This is a genomic window from Pseudomonas sp. AC016 (assembly GCF_979253365.1).
Genome location: NZ_CEEDCC010000001.1, coordinates 507,561 through 523,595, shown reverse-complemented (window position 1 = coordinate 523,595; position 16,035 = coordinate 507,561). Strand labels below are relative to the sequence as shown.

The following is a 16,035-nucleotide window of genomic DNA, read 5'->3' as shown; positions in this document are numbered from 1 at the left end:
AACAAACCCTGCGTGCGGCCTGACTGTCTGCAAGGGAAGGCGCGACGTTTCGATCGCCGCAGCCTTTCAATGCAATGAAATGATCAGGAGTATTCACATGAGCAAGCCAGCGATCTGCCTAGGTTTTTTCTGTCTGTTGGCCCTGCACGGCTGCTTCGACAATTCGGGTAACGAGACCAAGAACAACACCGACGGCAGCAAGTCCTCGGTACAGATGCAGCAGGGCAAGTCCGAGCAGAGCAAGTAATCCCCATGAGCCAGTCCGTGACCGCCTCAGACCTGCAGATCGACTTCAGCGTGGACAAGGAGAAGTCCCTGTTCAAGTGGCTGGTCGCCAGCTTTCTGATGGGCAAAAGGATTCAGGCCCAAATTGCCTGCGAAGCCTACCGGGTGATCGTCGAGCACAAGGGTCGTGACACGCCCCGCAAGCTGGCAAGCTGCACGCATCGTGAACTGGTCGGCATGCTGGGGCAGGCGCATTACGTGCGCTATGACGAATCCACTGCCGAACGGCTGCTGGCGCTGGCCAGCAAGCTGAACGAGGAATACGGCGGCAAGCTTCTCAATCTTCACGAAGCCAGTGATGGCAGGGCGGATTTCGAGAAGCGCCTGTTGGCGTTTGAGGGTGTCGGCCCCAAGACCGTGGAGATCTTCATGCGCGAGGCTGGCAGGGTGCTGTATTGAGCGCGTTCCTTATCGGCTGCGCGGGCTGGAGCCTGGCGCGTCAATACTGGCCCGTATTTCCTGATGAGGGCACCCATCTGCAGCGTTATGCGGCACGCTTCAATGCGGTGGAGATCAACAGCTCGTTCTATCGTCCTCATCGTCCGGAGACCTATGCGCGCTGGGCCGAGTCGGTGCCTGAAGGCTTTCGCTTTTCCGTGAAGCTGCCCAGGATCATCAGTCATGAATTGCGTCTGCATGATTGCGAAAGCCTGTTGAGGGGGTTTCTCGAGCAGTGCACGCAACTGGGTGACAAGCTGGGTTGCCTGTTGATTCAGCTGCCTCCGTCGTTTCGCTATGACGCCGATATCGCGCAACGCTTTTTTGCGTTACTGCGTGAGTGCTATGCCGGGCATGCTGTGCTCGAGCCGCGCCACGATTCCTGGCTGCAGGCACAGCCGCTGCTGGTCGAGAAACGTATCGGGCAGGTTGCCGCCGATCCGTCACCCGTGTCAGGTGGTGACGTTCCAGCGGGCTGGGAAGGTGTGCGCTATTGGCGGTTGCACGGCTCGCCGCAGATCTACTACAGCGCGTATGGAGCAGATCGCCTGGCCACGATTGCCGAGCAGTTACGCCGATCCGAGCAGGAGGGCGCAGAGACCTGGTGTCTGTTCGACAACACCGCCAGCGGTGCGGCGGTGGGGGATGCGTTAGTGCTGCAAGAGCAGCTCGTGGGCTGATTTGCCAGCGTGCTTCTTTTACGTACGTCGGGACGCAGAGCGTCCTGAGCGGCATTCCCACGCAGAGCGTGGGAACGATCATGGTGGAGCCGACAAACAGTGATCGTTCCCATGCTCGGCGCTCCTCGTTATACACAAAGTCAGCCTCAACACTGATCGTGCCCAACGCTCTGCGTGGGCATGCATCCCGTGACGCTCCGCGTCACAAATGGCACAGACTGCGGACTCAGTGAGCCGAGCGCATGGCTTCAGTCACCTTTTCGCCCCTCGGCGACTTACTTTGAGAGGCCAAAGTAAGCAAAGCCTTTTGCTCCGGTTCCGGCCCCGGCTTCGCCGGGGTTCCTTCGTCCTGACACTGATTCGGGGGTCGCCGCAAATGGGCCATCCATGGCCCAGTGCGGCTCAATCGGCATCCATGCCGATTGCCCCCCGAATCAGCGCCAGGACTCAGCCTTCACCCGCGTCGCGATCTGCGGTGTTCATGCTACCGCGCTACAAAAGCACATCAATGCTGCTGCCTCACTGGATAGCCAGATGACTTGTATATAACGATGAGCGCTCCGCGTGGGCATGCCGCCCGTGACGCTCTGCGTCACAAATGGCACAGACTGCGGGGCAGTGAGCCAGCCGCATGTTTCAAGTCACGTTTGCGCCCCTCACTCCCGCCCTGCAAGTTTGTCTTCTACCTCGCGGTTCTTTTCCTTGAGGGTCTCGGCGTCCTGCTCCTTTTCGCGGTTGGAGGTCGGGGTGATGATCTTGTCGACGCCTTCGGCAGGTGAGTCCTGATTGTCAATGTCCTTGCGCACGACCTCGACAGGTTCGCCGGACTGGTCGACGGTAGGGGTGTAGGGTTTGTCTTCTGACGCCTTGTCCTGAGGTCTTGCGTGGTCATTACTCATGTGGGCTCCTCGCTGATGGCTGTCTTTCTTGGAGAGGACGACGAAACGGCGAGTTCGATCTTTTTCACTGTGATCTGCCTGACAGCTGTCAGTCACTGAGCCGTAGAAGGTCGATGCAGCAGGTCGATCAGGGTAATAGTCGGTTCAGTCAGGCTTGGCCGGTCGCGGTGCACCAGGCCCACGTCTCGGTGAAAGGTCTGCTCGCCAAGGTCCAGCGCCCGGATGCCTTCAGGCCAGGGATGGTGGCTGGCCGTCTGCGGTATCAGCGCCACGCCCAGGCCACGGGCGACCAGTTTGATGATGGCTTCCAGTTCATCCAGCTCGCAGACTTCCCGGACGCTGAACGGCATCTGGCGCAGGAAACGGTCCACCTGCCGGCCGCCAAACGAAGAGCGGTCATAGCGAATCAGGGGTTGTGAGGAGAGCAATTGCAGCCAGTCATCGCCCGGTATCTCGGCAGGCACGATCAGGCGGTAGGGTTCCTGCGCAAGGCTGGTCCAGCGCAGATCGCTTTGCAGCGAGAAGGGCGGTCGGATAATCGCCGCCAGATCGATTTCGCCGGCATCCACCTGATTGACCAGGTTCATGGAAACACCCGGAATCACTCGCGTCCGGCACTGCGGCCATGAGCGATGAAAGGTCGCGAGTGCGTCCGGCAGTAATGAGCACTGCATGGAGGCGATGGCACCGATGGTGAGGTGCAGTACGGCGGGCTGACCGGCAGGAGACGAGCCCAGATTGTGGTAGAGCCGAATCAGCTCCTGCGCCTGCAGCAGGGTCTGATGCCCCATTCGGTTCAACTGTGCCGAACGACCCTTGCGTTCGAACAGTGCAAAGCCCAGTTCGGCTTCCAGACGCTGCATCTGCGCGCTGACGGCCGCCTGGGTCAGCCCGATTCGGTTGCCTGCCGCAGCAAAGGTGCCAGCCTGTGCAACGGCTACCAGGGTCTTGAGCTCGCGAATCATTGATAAATCTCTTTTGTGTATTCGAGAAATATATATTGATTTTAGTGTTGAGTCCTCGCGCATATGATTGACGCGGCGTTATCAAGAAGGACGCGCCGACGTCCCGCCCAACAGACCTGACCCCGGAGCCTGCAATGAGCCTTTCACCTTTTCATCTGGCGATACCTGTTTATGACCTGGCTGCCGCGCGCAGTTTTTACGGCGAAGTGTTCGGCCTGGCTGAAGGTCGTTCCAGCGAGCAGTGGGTCGACTTCGATTTCTACGGGCACCAATTGGTGATCCACGAACACCCGAAGACGTCTTCGCAGGAACACGTTCACAGCAATGCGGTGGACGGTCACGATGTGCCGGTTCCGCATTTCGGCATCATCCTGCACTGGGCACAGTGGGAAGCGCTGGCCGGACGCCTGAGGTCGCTGGGGACGCAGTTCGTGATCGAACCTTACATCCGCTTCAAAGGGCAGGTCGGCGAGCAGGCCACCATGTTCCTGTTCGATCCGTGCGGCAATGCGCTGGAGTTCAAGGCGTTCAAGGACATGAGTCAGCTGTTCGCCAAGTGAAGGGCAGAAAGCCGCTTTCAGGGAAGCGGCTTTCTGGTTGTAACCATGGCTGAAAGGCTGATCAGACCTTCGAGCCACTCCAGCGTGGCGCGTTTCTCAGGTCGTCACGTTGCTGGGTATCCGGGGACTTGTGCGGTTCGCCGTAGTCCACGTGCAGCGTTTCATCCAGTCGGTTGCTGGATGAACCCTTTTTCTGCGGCGTTTCGTCGAAGTGCTCCCACTCGGCGCGCTGGAAACGGAAGAGGCTGTCGTCTTCAGGCGCTTCGCGTTCGCGATAATGGTGAATCGAGTAATGCGCGTATTCCACCTTGTCGCCCCAGTCGGCCTGCAACAGGCCATCGGCGGCCAGATCCCGATACCAGTCGTTTTCTTTCTCGGACGCTTTCTGCTTCTTGTTGTGGTCGACGAAGTACCCGATGATCCCGCCCACCACAGCGATGACCACCCCGACCAGAAAGAACGGCCCGGCCAGCGCGGTAGCGGCTGCTCCACCCGCGCCGACCAGCGCTGCGGTACCCAGCACCCCGGCAGACGCGCCGAATGCACCGCCCGCGATCTGCAAGCCTCCCGCGGCCTGAGCCAGCTTGTCACCGGACTTGACCCCGTCCTTGATGGTGAAGGCACCGAGTACGATGTCGGCAAAACCGCCCGCCAGGTCAGTTGCCGGCCCCAATACTTTCACCACCGAGCCCGCAATCTTGGCCGAGACACCGGGCTTGAGTTTGACCTCGCTGTCCAGACGCTGGGAAATACCCTCCATTGCCTTGTGCTCGGCCTGCGCATTGCCGGTCAGGTCGCCGATGAGGTCCATGCGCTGGTTGTCAGGGATGTCCAGCGCAGTACGGATCTCGGCGAGCCGCTCGGCACTCAGGCCACTGGGGCTGACTTCGACCTTGGGCGGCTTCATGTCCGACTTGCCCCAGATTTCCGGAACGGTCTTGTCCAGACCCAGCAGGTCGACCAGGCCGCCTTTGCCCATCAGGTCACCCACCTTGTCGGCCAGTTTGACGAAATGGCTCGCGCCGCCGGCAAAACTGATGAAGTCCTTGGCAATGCTCAGACGCTGGAGAGGCGTTTCGCCCAGTTTTCCACCTTGACCCACCATTTGATAAATGGCCGAAAACAGTGACACGCCCGCAGCCACCGAGCCCATCACGCCTTTACTGTTGAGGGTGTTGAAGATTTCACCCAGTTTGCCGCGATCCGCCACCGGGATGTAGGGCTTGGACAGGGCGGTCTTGATGTCGGCTTCGCTCACCGAGCCTTTTTCTTGGTAAGCCTTGCCGACTTCCTTGAGCGCCTTGGCGATGTCCTCGGTCTTGGCGTTGCCGACGACGCCTTCCTGGATGAACTTCTCGAACGTGGGCTGCAGGTGGCGGGGCAGGTCGACCAGAATGCCCTTCAGCTCGCCCTTGAGCAGGCCGAACAGGTCCTTGGTGGCCAACGCGTTGTTTTCGTCACTGATCTTCGACGGGTCGGCAACCAGGTCATTGAGATCACTGGTGAGGCCATCGGCCTGGATCGACTGCGCCGCCTTGCTCGCTGCCTCAGGGTCGACCAGTGCCAGCGATGACAGGGTGTCGCTCAGGTCTTTCTGGGCTTCCTGCCCAAGGCCCTGCGCCTTGAGGTCCTTGAGGTACAGCACGTAATCGGGATTGGCCGTCAGGTCGATCAGCTTTTGCTTGATGGCGTCCTTGTCGGGCACCTTGCCCAGCGCGTCGGTCATCTTGGTCTGATAGTCCTGCTGCACGGTTGGATCAGAGAACAGCGTCGTCAGCTGTTCCTGCAGCTTGCCGCCATCGATGATGTCGTGCATGTCCGCCGAACTCAGCTGAGTCTGCTTGCTGTCGAACTCCCGCCATGTACCACCAAAGGCGCCCTGGGCTTCTTCATAGCCGGTCAGGCCACGGCCGTTGTCGTAGGCGGCCTGTGCTTCGATGGCCCTCACCAGCTTGGCGCGTGGATCGTCCTTGGGGATTTCCCCGTTCTTGACGCCTTCACGGTACTGATCCAGCAGCTCTTTGGTGGCCAGTTCGCCCACGTTCAGTTCGGGAGAGTTTTCATCGTCCTTGTCAGCCTTGACCCCGGTTTTCTGGCCCATGAGATCCAGTTCGGCAGCGGGAGGCAGGTTGTGGCGGGTGCGCGTCTCATCGATATTGCCTGTACCCAGCTCGTTCCATTTCGCAACGACATCGTCATACAGCTGCGGACTTTGATCCTTGGACACGATGAACTTGTCATCACCGTTGGCGAACCGGATCAGGCCATCGCCTAGTTCGTCCGGCGAGCCAATGACAATGTCTTTGTTCATCAGGAAGTCGTTCGGGCCGGCCAGTTTGTAACCTTCCGCTTCACTGCTGTGAATCTTCGCCCAGGCATCGTTAAGTGTGCTGACCTTTTCGAACAGCTCGGGCGTCAGGGCTTCGGAGACGACGATTCGCTCACCCGCCTGATTCTTGTAGCTTATCTGGCTGCCTTCCTGGCCGGTGACCCAGTTGAACTCGGTGATGTCGCCCAGTTTCGGGATCGGGGTATTACCGTCGGCCAGAATTTGCCCCTCGTTGACGGCCGTTTCCAGTGCCTTCCTTTTCTCCGGATCGGACACGACGGTTCGCAAGGCTGACAGGTACTCGAACAGTTTCGGGTTATCGTCCCGCGCCACCACGACCTTTTCGCCATTGTGTTCGTAACGGATGGTGCCTGGACCCGCTTCGTCCAGCGGGCCGACCGTGGTGCCGAAAACGGGCGGCCACACTTCGTTGTCACCCGCCCTGCGATAGCCTTCGCCTTCGCTCTTGCTCAAACCGGTCAGGCTCGTGAATGCGTCCTTCGCGGCCTTGTACAGCTCAGGGTTGTCACGCTCCGCCACGACGATCTTGTTGCCTTCGCGGTCCACGTAGCGCATGACTCCGGGACCGACTTCATCCACCGGCCCGACCACGGCGAAGTCACCCAGTTTTTCGGGTGGTTTCTCATCCGCTCCTGCCACGCGATAGCCTTCACGCTGGCTGCTGCCCACGCCAGACAGCGCCTTGAAATCAGACGCTACCTGTTTGAACAGTTCAGGGCTCTGCTGCTGCGACACGATGACCTTGCTGCCATCGGCGGCCTCATAACGAATGAGGCCCGGCCCGCTTTCGTCCGGCGGACCGATACGTGAATAGCCGCTCAGCGTTTCGGGTGCCGCCGCGTCAGCGTTGGCCAGCACGTAGCCAGCCTCGACGCTGGCCTTGAAACCGGCCACGCGCGGCTGGTCTTCGACCACCTGTTGGTAAAGCGCCGGGCTCGTGGATTTGCTGACCAGCACGTGATCGCCATCCTGTGTGACGTAGCGCACCGTGTCGGCCGCAACCGTGCCTGGCTTTTCAATGGAGGTGTAGTCAGTCAGCGCCGGCGCTTTATCGTTGGCGCCTGCCGGTCGGTACTGAGCGCCATTGCGGTTACTGGTCTGCAGCAACTGTGTGAAACGGGCCTTGGCATTGAAGCCTGGCGTTGCCGAGGGAAGAGGGCCGGGTGTCTGACCTATCGAGGGTGTCGACATACCATATGACTCCTGTTGTAACGGTTGGACTTCGTCTCGAAACGGACCGCGCGTTGTCTCGCCAAGAGGCGCAGGCCAGTCTCGGCCTTTCGGGCGACATACACTTGCGAGCGTGAGCGGGTCATTGAATTGTGCCGTGGTTTAATCGCGGCCAATTGCGATAGTGCAGGGTGTTACTTGCATGACACTAACATTGCTGCGTGACATATAAGGGTTGCGAAGTGCATTTTCACAACATTTCACAACGGTCTTGAAAGCGCCCTGGGGCACGTCACGTCTGTCTCTGTGCGGCACGCGTTGAGCTGCCGACGTCTGATATAAAGTTCAATGTCCTGAAAAATATAATTGCTGTTGATATGTATCATTTTGATATTACTTGTCCGATATCTTTCGTTTATGACTGTTTTCGCAAATTCACAACGTTTCACAGCACAGTCCAATAGTCGCTGCGTAGTATTTGTGGGGTCGGACAGCAAACGTGTTTAGTGGCGTAATCGCCAACTATGAAGCGCGCAGTTCAATGCGCAAAAGTGTCCGGTAATCGCTTTTTTGGCTTGCCTGTCGGCAGGTACAACTTCCCTCGAAGCAAGGAGAAACAACATGAGTTCTACTCCACCCGTAAGCTCCGGCAACTCTGACGCAGCGATCGAAAAAATGTCCGCCACCTTTGATATGGCTATCGAGAAATCGGCCAAGATCACCGAAATCTCCACTGCCAAAAAAGCAGAGCTGGACGCGACCAAGCAACGTCCGCAGAACTGACGTTGTCATGCGGGCAGCCTCGCCGCTGCCCGCATCTTCTCTTCACGAAAAGTCTTGCGATCGACAGTTTTACCCGGCTCTGACGTGCCGTTTCCGGTAAATCACACGGTGGTGACTCGATCATGACAGCCCTGATTTCATTCAAGTCGACGCCCGATACTGCGGCGCCCGGCCAGAGCATGTGTGTGCTCGAAATTCTTCAAGGTTTGCACAAGGGTGTTTCGCTGGCCCTGGACAAGCCGAGCTACAGCATCGGCAGCGCCGCGCCTGCCGACCTCATCCTGAGCGATACCGATATCGCCGCACAGCATGTGCGTCTGGTTCTTGGTCGTGACCCTGCGGATCGCGGTCAGGTGGCCATTGAAGCGTGCGGCGGCGATGTTGCGTTCATTCATGCCAACGGTTTGCGTGCTGTTCTGACTGCTGGCACCGGTCAGCGAGTCCGCCTGCCAGTGGAGCTGGAGCTGGGTCAGGCCCGGCTTTGTCTACGTGCAGACCGACTGCAAGCAGTCGTCTCCGATGTTCCGAACACCCGCACCCCTCGGGTCTGGGCGCTCTTCGCTGCGTTGACACTGTTGCTGATATGCGCTACCGCGTTTGCGCTGCACGCTCCACGCGAAGATGCCATGCGTGCAGCAGGCACCCGCCAGAAACAGTTGCCCGCAGCCGCTCCGGCCCCGACGCTCGCTCAGGCGCAAGGCTGGCTTGAGCAGGCGTTGAAAGACGCTGGCCTTCAACAGTTGCACCTTGTCAGCCACAACGGCACAGGACCTGGCGGACAGCTCGGTGTGGAAGGCACCTATTCCCCGGAACAGAAAAGTGACTGGCTGCAGGTCCAGCGCGCATTCGACAGCCAGTTCGGCCAACACATCGTACTGACCCCTAAAGTGCAGCTTGCAGCTTCGGTGACCAAGCCCCGCGTACGTTTTCAAGCGGTCTGGTTCGGTCCGGACCCTTACGTGATCGATGAGCACGGCAAGCGTGTCTATCCCGGCGCAGCGCTGCAGGACAACTGGACCCTGGAAGGCATCGCCGATGATCAGGTGCGTCTGGTGCGCGGCCAGGAAAGGTTTGTGTTTACGTTATGAAAGTCGACCTGCGCCCCGTACTTCCATCCCCTGGCGAGCCGCTGCCGGCCGTTGAACGCGTCGCTCCGGTGTCGCCACGCCAGGCGCCGCGTTTCGAAGCATTGCTCGACCAGCGCGAAAGAAAGGTTCGCCGCTCGCTGCGTGGCGAGCTGGAGCAGACCGATCAGGCCGCTGCTGCCAGCACCGAGCTGTTCGGCACCGTACGCTCGCTCCAGACCCTGCGTTATCTGCTGGACGAAGTCTTGCCTGCTCTGGACGCCGAGCCGGATATCCGGGCGCTGGCCGAAGACGTGATTCGTGAGGAGATCAATATTCGTCTGCTATTGGAACAGCAACGCGCGCAGGTGCAGCCATGAGCGCGAGTCAGGATCGTGACTGCGTCGAGCTGCTCAAGGGGCTTGGCGATCTTTATCGTCGCTGCGGTCAACCGCAACGGGCGCTGGTGATGCTGTTGATTGCTATCCAGCTGGCCCCGGCCGACACCGGTCTACTGCACAGCCTGGTGCTGGCCTTCACTGACAGTGGCGATACCAGCCGGGCGTTGGCAGCGCTGGATCGTCTGGTGAGCTATCAGGGCGAGAGCGCTGCCTTGCTGTTGTTGCGCAGCCGCGCCTTGTGGAAAGCCGGCAGCAAGGACGAAGCCCGCCAATGCTTCAGACGCTACCTGAGCGCGCGGAGGGATGAGCAATGACGTTTATGAATCGTCTCAACCTGCTGGCACAGATCGCATCCAAGCGCACCGACGTGATCATCGTCGCGTTCATGCTGATGGCCATCGCCATGATGATCATTCCGCTGCCGACCTATCTGGTCGATGCGCTGATCGGCGTGAACATCGCCCTGAGCCTGCTGATCCTGATCGTCGCCTTCTACATCAATCATTCCGTGGAGTTTTCGGCGCTGCCGCCGCTGATTCTGCTCAGCACGTTGTTTCGGCTGTCCCTGTCGATCACCACGACGCGTCTGATTCTGCTGGACGGCAACGCCGGTCATATCGTCAAGGCCTTCGGTGATTTCGTGATCGCAGGTCAGGTGGTGGTCGGGCTGGTGGTGTTTCTGATCATCACTGTGGCGCAGTTCGTGGTCATCACCAAAGGTGCCGAGCGGGTGGCCGAAGTGGCCGCACGTTTCACCCTGGACGCCATGCCCGGCAAGCAGATGAGCATCGACAACGATTTGCGCAACGGCGATATCGATCAGGCCGAGGCGCGCCGTCGCCGCTCGCGTCTGGAGCGCGAAAGCCAGATGTTCGGGGCCATGGACGGTGCCATGAAGTTCGTCAAGGGCGACGCCATCGCGGGGCTGGTGATCCTGTTCGTCAACCTGCTGGGCGGGATGATGATCGGTATGGTCGAGCGCGGAATGCCGTTTGCCGAAGCTGCTCACACCTATTCGTTGCTGACCGTCGGCGACGGCCTGATTGCGCAGATTCCGGCGCTGCTGATTTCGGTGGCTGCCGGTACGGTGGTCACGCGGGTCAACAGTGATGGCGAGGAGCGCGACCTGGGAACGGAAATCGTCCGGCAGCTGGGCGCCAGTCACCGTGCGCTGGGGCTGACGGCCCTTATCCTGCTGGGTGTCGGACTGTTGCCGGGGTTCCCGTTGCTGGTGTTCGTCGCACTGGCGGCGGTGCTGGGCGGCAGTGCGGTGGTGCTCTGGCGTCGCGCCAGAACCGGCGCTTCCGTGCCCGCGATCGACCTGCCGGACGATGAACTGGCCATGGAGCCGGACGCCCCGGATGTACTGGAAACGTTCGAACGTCCGCTGGACAGTCGAGTGCTGCTGAGCGTCGGAGACGGTCTGGCTCAGGTAGCGCCATTGCAGCCGCTGCGGCAGCGGATCGAAGCGCTGTGCCACGAGATTCGCGCCGACCTTGGCATCGATGTGCCAGTGCCTGAGGTGTACCTGGATCGCTCGATGTCCGCCGACCGTTTTCAGGTCGAACTGGAAGGCGTACCCGTCTGCGAAGGCGAATTCGACGGGCAATGGCTGCTGCTTCAGGACGACCCCGTGCACGCTCAGTTGCTCGCTGTCGAGCCTCGCGATGCGCCGTCACCGATCAGTGAACGTTCCGGCCGTTGGGTGGAGCGCGAGCACGCCAGTCAGTTGCAGGAAGCGGGTATCGGCTTTCTGTTTGCCGACGAGGTGTTGCGTGAGGTTCTTGATCGCACGTTGCGCCGTTACGCCGCCGACTTTCTGGGGATCCAGGAAACCCGCGTGATGCTGGAGCAACTGGAGGGCAAATACGGTGAGCTGATCAAGGAGGTGCTGCGCATCCTGCCGTTGCAGCGCGTGGCCGAAGCACTGCGTCTGCTGGTCGCCGAAGGCGTTTCCATCCGCAATCGCCGGGGTTTGCTGGAAGCGATGGTGGAGTGGGGAAGCCGCGAATCCGACGCCGGACGGCTCACCGAGCACCTGCGTGCCGGACTGGCGCGGCAGATCAGTCATCAGTACGCCGACCGTAACCGGGTGATCAGCGCGTTCGTACTGGCCCCGGCGCTGGAAGAGCAGTTGCGTGCCGCTATTAGCCGCCTGGACAAGGGGCGCGATTCGGTCCCGGACGACATCGCCCGCACCCTGCTCGTGCAATTGCGCCGCTTGTGTGACCTGTTGCCGGAAAACGATTCCACCGTGCTGCTGGTGCACCCCGAACTGCGTCGGGGTATCCGCCGCATGATCGTTCGCGGCGAGCTGCAGCTGGCCGTGCTGTCCTTCAGAGAGCTGGCGGGCGAATACAACCTTCAGGCGGTCGGCACCCTCAGCCTGACCGATATCAATACGCGCCCGGCCTCAGGTGCCGGGTCCGTCTCTTCACTGGCGACTGCCTCATGACTTGTTCAGTAGCTGCACTGCGTACGTTTTTCTTCGGCCTTGGCGTATTGCTCCTGAGCAGCCACGCCAGCGCCGAGAACATCGGCAAAGGTGCCAAAGGCACTATCGATCTGGGAATCGGCGAAGGCCGGGTTCTGCATTTTTCGGCGCCTGTCGATTCGGTGATGGTCGCCGAACCGGGGATTGCCGATCTGCAGGTGGTGTCGCCCGGTGTGATCTACGTGTTCGGCAAGGCGGCCGGGGAGACCAGCCTGATTGCGCTGGACGCTGAAGGGCAGGAGACCGCCACGCTGAGCCTGTCGATCAACAGCGGCACCTCGGCCGTCTCGCGGCCGCTCAAGGCGCTTCATCCGCAGAGCCAGACGCGTATCAAGGCCACCGGCAACCGTCTGGTGGCCGATGGCGCGGTGCAGGACGTGGGCGAGGCCACCGACCTCAATGCGCTGTTGAGCACCGAAGGGCAGAACTTTCAGTCAACGGTCAACAGCGCTACCTACGCGGGCTCTGCTCAGGTCAACATCCGGGTGCGTTTCGCTGAAGTGTCGCGCTCCGAACTGCTGCGCTACGGCGTGAACTGGAACGCGCTGTTCAACAACGGCACGTTCTCTTTTGGTCTGCTGACCGGTGGCGGCCTGGCGAGCGGCGCGGCAGGCGGCGCCTCGAATGTGATCAGCGCGGGACTGGCCTCGGGCAACGTCAATATCGACGCCATGCTGGAGGCGTTGCAAAGCAACGGTGTGCTCGAAGTACTGGCCGAACCGAACATTACGGCGATGACCGGACAGACCGCCAGTTTTCTCGCCGGTGGCGAGGTGGCGGTACCGGTACCGGTCAATCGCGAGGTCGTCGGGATCGAATACAAGCCGTACGGCGTGTCACTGCTGTTCAGCCCGACGCTGCTGCCGAACGGGCGAATCGCCTTACAGGTGCGCCCGGAGGTCAGCAGCCTGATGAGCACCACCACGCTGGACGTCAACGGTTATCAAGTGCCGTCGTTTCGCGTACGTCGTGCGGACACCCGGGTGGAAGTCGGCAGCGGTCAGACCTTCGCCATTGCCGGGCTGTTCCAGCGTGAAAGCAGTCAGGACATGGACAAGGTGCCGATGCTCGGCGACATGCCGATTCTCGGCAATCTGTTTCGCTCCAAACGGTTCCAGCGCAACGAAACCGAGCTGGTGATTCTGATCACGCCGTACCTCGTCGAGCCGGTCAAGGACCGCGTAGTGGCCACGCCGCTGGACAGACAGCGCGCGGCCGCCACGGCATCCGCCAGCCCGCGCACCGGTGGCGCATTCGGCTTCTACATGAACTGAAAGGAGCAGGCCATGAACTTTAATCCAGCGTTGCCCGTTCCCTTTGCTTGTCTGTTTCTCTGCCTGCTGGGCGGCTGCAAGACGCACCTTGACCCGGTCAGTTATTCGCCGGATTACACCGCAATCACCCGCGCGGACGGCCGTATCGAACTGGTGCCTCAGGCGTGTGCCCAGCCTGCGGCGCAGGATGACATCGATGTCGGTGAAGACTTTCAGGCGTTGCTGCCGCCTGGCTGCGCCAGCAATCTGATTCTGTTGCAGATGGTCGAGCAGCGTGCGGACGTGCTGCGCGGGCGTGACACCGGGCCGACCATGGCGGCGCCGGTCGGCCGTGCCGCGCAGGTGTACATCGACGGTTATGACCGTGAAGAGCTGCGTCGCCGTCAGGCCGAGCAGCAGGCCAGTACCGACACCCGGGAGGCTCGATGAACTCAGCGGCCGTCGACAAGCCCCAGAGCCTGGGCCTGCGCTGCAGGATCCTTGATCGCCTTGATGCGGCGCGCCTCGGTGATCAACTTGCTGCGCTCGGCCTTCGGAATGTCCTCGAAGCTCATGCCCTTGAGGTCCTTCTCTCGCCCGGCCAGGACCATGACCAGCAATTCGTTGCGCTGATGCCTGGGCTGCGCCAATGGCGACTGGCTGACCGTTTCGATGGTCTGCAACGCCTTCTGACTGTCGTCGCCCAGCGCGTAGGCCAGCGCCAGGTTGCAGCGGGTGTCCAGATCGTTCGGGGCAAGGCGCAGGCTGGTGTTGAACGCAGTCTGGGCCGGTTTGGCCTGACCCAGCAGGATGTGCGCGATGCCCAGCCGGTTCCAGGCCGTCGGCTGTTGCGACGCGTCCGCCGCCTGGGTCAAAGCGGTGACGGCGCGCTCCAGCTTGCCTTGACGCAACTGTGCCGTGCCCAGACCCAGCAAGGCATCAGGGCCGTTGGCCTTGAGTTCCAGCGCACGTTGAAAAGCCCGCTCTGCACCCCGGGTATCGTTACTGGCGAGCAGGGCATCACCGAGCTTGAGCCACGACTCGACACCGGCCTCGGGCTGCTGCGTGGCGCGCTGGTAGAACGATGCCGCCGTGGTCGGGTCGCCGCGCTTTTCCAGGTCCGCCGCCAATTGCATGAACCGCTCGTAGCTGGCATCGCTGCGGGGTTGTGTGGCACAGGCCGTCAGGGTCAGACAGCCGAGCAGCAACAGCGTGGACACGGAACGAGGGGGCATGGACAAGGCTCTTGTGAAAGTGGATCGGGCGAGGCGAATCAACCGCCGAGGGCTGTTGCAGGCGAGCGCCATCTTATCGACTCGGCGCGCAATTGCGACCGTTTTCTGAGCCTGATTCAGCCCGCTTTGTTCCCTGCGAACATGACGCAGGATGGAGGTCGCCATGGCGCTCTTCAGGCTTGAGCATGTCGTAGCACGCAGCCTCATGGTGCTGGCGCTGGCCGGGTTTTCCGGCGTGCTGAACGCCGCGCCCGAACACGAGCCGGACTGGTTTTCCAAACCTTACGCCTACGTGTTGGTGGATCAGGATATTCGCGGCGCCCTGACCGAATTCGGCCAGAACCTGGACCTGATCGTGGTGTTCTCCGACAAGGTGCGCGGCGCGGCGCGGGGCACCGTGCGCGGCGCCAGTGCGGGTGAGTTTCTGTCCCGGCTGTGCGACGCCAATCAGCTGAGCTGGTATTTCGACGGCAATGTGCTGCACATCGCCCAATCGGATGAAGTCGGCACCCGGGTGTTCGACCTGCCGGGGCCGAAGCTGGATGAACTGCAGCACTACCTGGCGCAACTGGAGGTATCCGGCCAGCCGATGTCCAGTCGTGCCAGCCCCGATCACGACAGCCTGTTTGTGTCCGGTCCGCCTGCGTACCTGGCGCAGATCCAGCAACACCTTGATCGTCAACCTGTCGCCGAGGCTGCACCTGTGGTGCGTGAGCGCGGTGTGCGGGTATTCCGTGGCGGTGTCGTCACTCAGGTCACCACTGACCGTCAATAACCCAAAGGAGCATCACTCATGTCCGTGAATCCGGTAGACAGCACGACCGATATCAACCCTTCCAGTCAGGAGTCGCGTTTCAACGCAGCCGTCGACAATGCCACACAGGCGTCCAGCGACGCTGAGTTCAACGATGCGCTGATCACCCAGGCCGTCACCATCGGCGGGCAATTCATCATCATGCCGCGCGCTCAGGAAATGCTGAACGAAGCGCAGTCCGATGATGACTCTGAATAAGGATCGACCATGACCGTCAATCTGGCTGCATCACCGGCGGCGGCGGCTGCCTTGCCGTCGCCGGGAGGAGGCGGGGGCATGCAGGCCTCGCAGAACCTTTTCGAACACATGGCCGAAAGCGCCAAGGGGATGCCGCAGGGCGCGAGCCCGCACCAGATCGGCAGCAACCTCATGGAGCGTCTGGACGGATTCATCGACCGCTCACGGCAGTTCTCCGAACGCGCCGACGCGATGACCCATGGCAGTGCACCGTCGTCCACCGGTCACGCGCCACCATCCGAAGCAAGCGCTGCTCAGGATGTGAGCAAGACAGGCGGTCCGCAGGTCGATCGCATCGTGCAGTCGCTGGGCCGGATGTTCGACTACTCCATCGAAACCCAGATGGTGGTGCGCGGGGCTACGCAGATATCCGGTTCCGCCAATACCCTTCTCAAAGGTCAATGAAT

Annotated in this window: 18 protein-coding genes; 14 read left to right on the top strand and 4 right to left on the bottom strand. The window is 61.0% G+C overall.

Going from position 1 to position 16,035, the window contains the following annotated elements; all coding sequences use genetic code 11:
• Positions 1-97 precede the first annotated feature (97 nt).
• The 3 genes from AC0IXS_RS02145 to AC0IXS_RS02135 are packed head-to-tail and all read left to right on the top strand — an operon-like array spanning position 98 to position 1,403.
• Complete coding sequence (locus AC0IXS_RS02145) at positions 98-247, top strand: hypothetical protein (protein WP_004886349.1); 150 nt, start codon at positions 98-100, stop codon at positions 245-247.
• 5 nt (positions 248-252) lie between these two features.
• Positions 253-684 (top strand): HhH-GDP family DNA glycosylase, encoded by a 432-nt coding sequence (locus tag AC0IXS_RS02140; RefSeq protein ID WP_057408798.1) that lies wholly within the window; start codon positions 253-255, stop codon positions 682-684.
• Entirely contained in the window at positions 681-1,403 is a 723-nt protein-coding gene (locus AC0IXS_RS02135; protein ID WP_057408799.1) for a DUF72 domain-containing protein, read from the top strand. The genes AC0IXS_RS02140 and AC0IXS_RS02135 overlap by 4 nt, the downstream gene beginning before the upstream one ends.
• A gap of 656 nt (positions 1,404-2,059) precedes the next feature.
• Here the strand turns inward: AC0IXS_RS02135 and AC0IXS_RS02130 are convergent.
• Positions 2,060-2,302, bottom strand: a complete 243-nt coding sequence (locus AC0IXS_RS02130; RefSeq protein WP_057409668.1) for a hypothetical protein — start codon at positions 2,300-2,302, stop codon at positions 2,060-2,062.
• 92 nt (positions 2,303-2,394) lie between these two features.
• Positions 2,395-3,267: a LysR family transcriptional regulator gene (locus AC0IXS_RS02125; RefSeq protein ID WP_057409667.1), complete on the bottom strand. Its 873-nt coding sequence runs from the start codon at positions 3,265-3,267 to the stop codon at positions 2,395-2,397.
• Between the two features lie 134 nt (positions 3,268-3,401).
• Here AC0IXS_RS02125 and AC0IXS_RS02120 point away from each other — a divergent pair, with 134 nt between their 5' ends.
• A complete protein-coding gene (locus AC0IXS_RS02120) occupies positions 3,402-3,827 on the top strand; it encodes a VOC family protein (protein WP_057409666.1) in 426 nt (141 codons plus the stop codon).
• Positions 3,828-3,888: 61 nt separating this feature from the next.
• On the opposite strand, the gene AC0IXS_RS02115 is transcribed toward AC0IXS_RS02120, so the two are convergent.
• Positions 3,889-7,368 carry a hypothetical protein gene (locus AC0IXS_RS02115; RefSeq protein ID WP_191957881.1) on the bottom strand — a complete coding sequence of 1,160 codons (3,480 nt, stop codon included), beginning with the start codon at positions 7,366-7,368 and terminating at the stop codon, positions 3,889-3,891.
• Between the two features lie 600 nt (positions 7,369-7,968).
• Between AC0IXS_RS02115 and AC0IXS_RS02110 the strand changes: the two genes are divergently transcribed.
• From AC0IXS_RS02110 to AC0IXS_RS02080, 7 genes are all read left to right on the top strand, one after another.
• Positions 7,969-8,130, top strand: a complete 162-nt coding sequence (locus tag AC0IXS_RS02110; RefSeq protein WP_003377029.1) for a hypothetical protein — start codon at positions 7,969-7,971, stop codon at positions 8,128-8,130.
• A gap of 122 nt (positions 8,131-8,252) precedes the next feature.
• Positions 8,253-9,218: a SctD/MshK family protein gene (locus AC0IXS_RS02105; protein ID WP_122669349.1), complete on the top strand. Its 966-nt coding sequence runs from the start codon at positions 8,253-8,255 to the stop codon at positions 9,216-9,218.
• Positions 9,215-9,574 (top strand): hypothetical protein, encoded by a 360-nt coding sequence (locus tag AC0IXS_RS02100; protein WP_057409663.1) that lies wholly within the window; start codon positions 9,215-9,217, stop codon positions 9,572-9,574. The genes AC0IXS_RS02105 and AC0IXS_RS02100 overlap by 4 nt, the downstream gene beginning before the upstream one ends.
• A complete protein-coding gene (sctY, locus tag AC0IXS_RS02095; RefSeq protein WP_025994035.1) occupies positions 9,571-9,909 on the top strand; it encodes a type III secretion apparatus assembly chaperone SctY in 339 nt (112 codons plus the stop codon). Before AC0IXS_RS02100 ends, sctY begins: the two co-directional genes overlap by 4 nt.
• Positions 9,906-12,050, top strand: coding sequence for a type III secretion system export apparatus subunit SctV (gene sctV, locus AC0IXS_RS02090; RefSeq protein ID WP_471823612.1), 2,145 nt, complete (start codon positions 9,906-9,908; stop codon positions 12,048-12,050). The genes sctY and sctV overlap by 4 nt, the downstream gene beginning before the upstream one ends.
• The gene (locus AC0IXS_RS02085; RefSeq protein ID WP_057409661.1) at positions 12,047-13,363 is read left to right on the top strand and encodes a type II and III secretion system protein family protein; all 1,317 of its coding nucleotides are present in this window, start codon (positions 12,047-12,049) and stop codon (positions 13,361-13,363) included. The genes sctV and AC0IXS_RS02085 overlap by 4 nt, the downstream gene beginning before the upstream one ends.
• Before the next feature lie 12 nt (positions 13,364-13,375).
• On the top strand, positions 13,376-13,792 hold the full coding sequence (locus AC0IXS_RS02080) for a hypothetical protein (RefSeq protein ID WP_004886375.1): 417 nt from the start codon (positions 13,376-13,378) through the stop codon (positions 13,790-13,792).
• 2 nt (positions 13,793-13,794) lie between these two features.
• Here AC0IXS_RS02080 and AC0IXS_RS02075 read toward each other — a convergent pair whose 3' ends face one another.
• Positions 13,795-14,577 carry a tetratricopeptide repeat protein gene (locus AC0IXS_RS02075; protein ID WP_122689771.1) on the bottom strand — a complete coding sequence of 261 codons (783 nt, stop codon included), beginning with the start codon at positions 14,575-14,577 and terminating at the stop codon, positions 13,795-13,797.
• A gap of 163 nt (positions 14,578-14,740) precedes the next feature.
• On the opposite strand from AC0IXS_RS02075, the gene AC0IXS_RS02070 reads away from it, so the two are divergent.
• Genes AC0IXS_RS02070 through AC0IXS_RS02060 form a run of 3 tightly spaced genes read left to right on the top strand, consistent with a single transcriptional unit; the run spans position 14,741 to position 16,033 of the window.
• Positions 14,741-15,352, top strand: coding sequence for a hypothetical protein (locus AC0IXS_RS02070; protein ID WP_057409658.1), 612 nt, complete (start codon positions 14,741-14,743; stop codon positions 15,350-15,352).
• An 18-nt stretch (positions 15,353-15,370) separates the two neighbouring features.
• Positions 15,371-15,589 carry a hypothetical protein gene (locus AC0IXS_RS02065; protein WP_004886379.1) on the top strand — a complete coding sequence of 73 codons (219 nt, stop codon included), beginning with the start codon at positions 15,371-15,373 and terminating at the stop codon, positions 15,587-15,589.
• Positions 15,590-15,598: 9 nt separating this feature from the next.
• Positions 15,599-16,033 carry a hypothetical protein gene (locus tag AC0IXS_RS02060; RefSeq protein ID WP_471823610.1) on the top strand — a complete coding sequence of 145 codons (435 nt, stop codon included), beginning with the start codon at positions 15,599-15,601 and terminating at the stop codon, positions 16,031-16,033.
• The last annotated feature ends 2 nt before the right edge of the window (positions 16,034-16,035 follow it).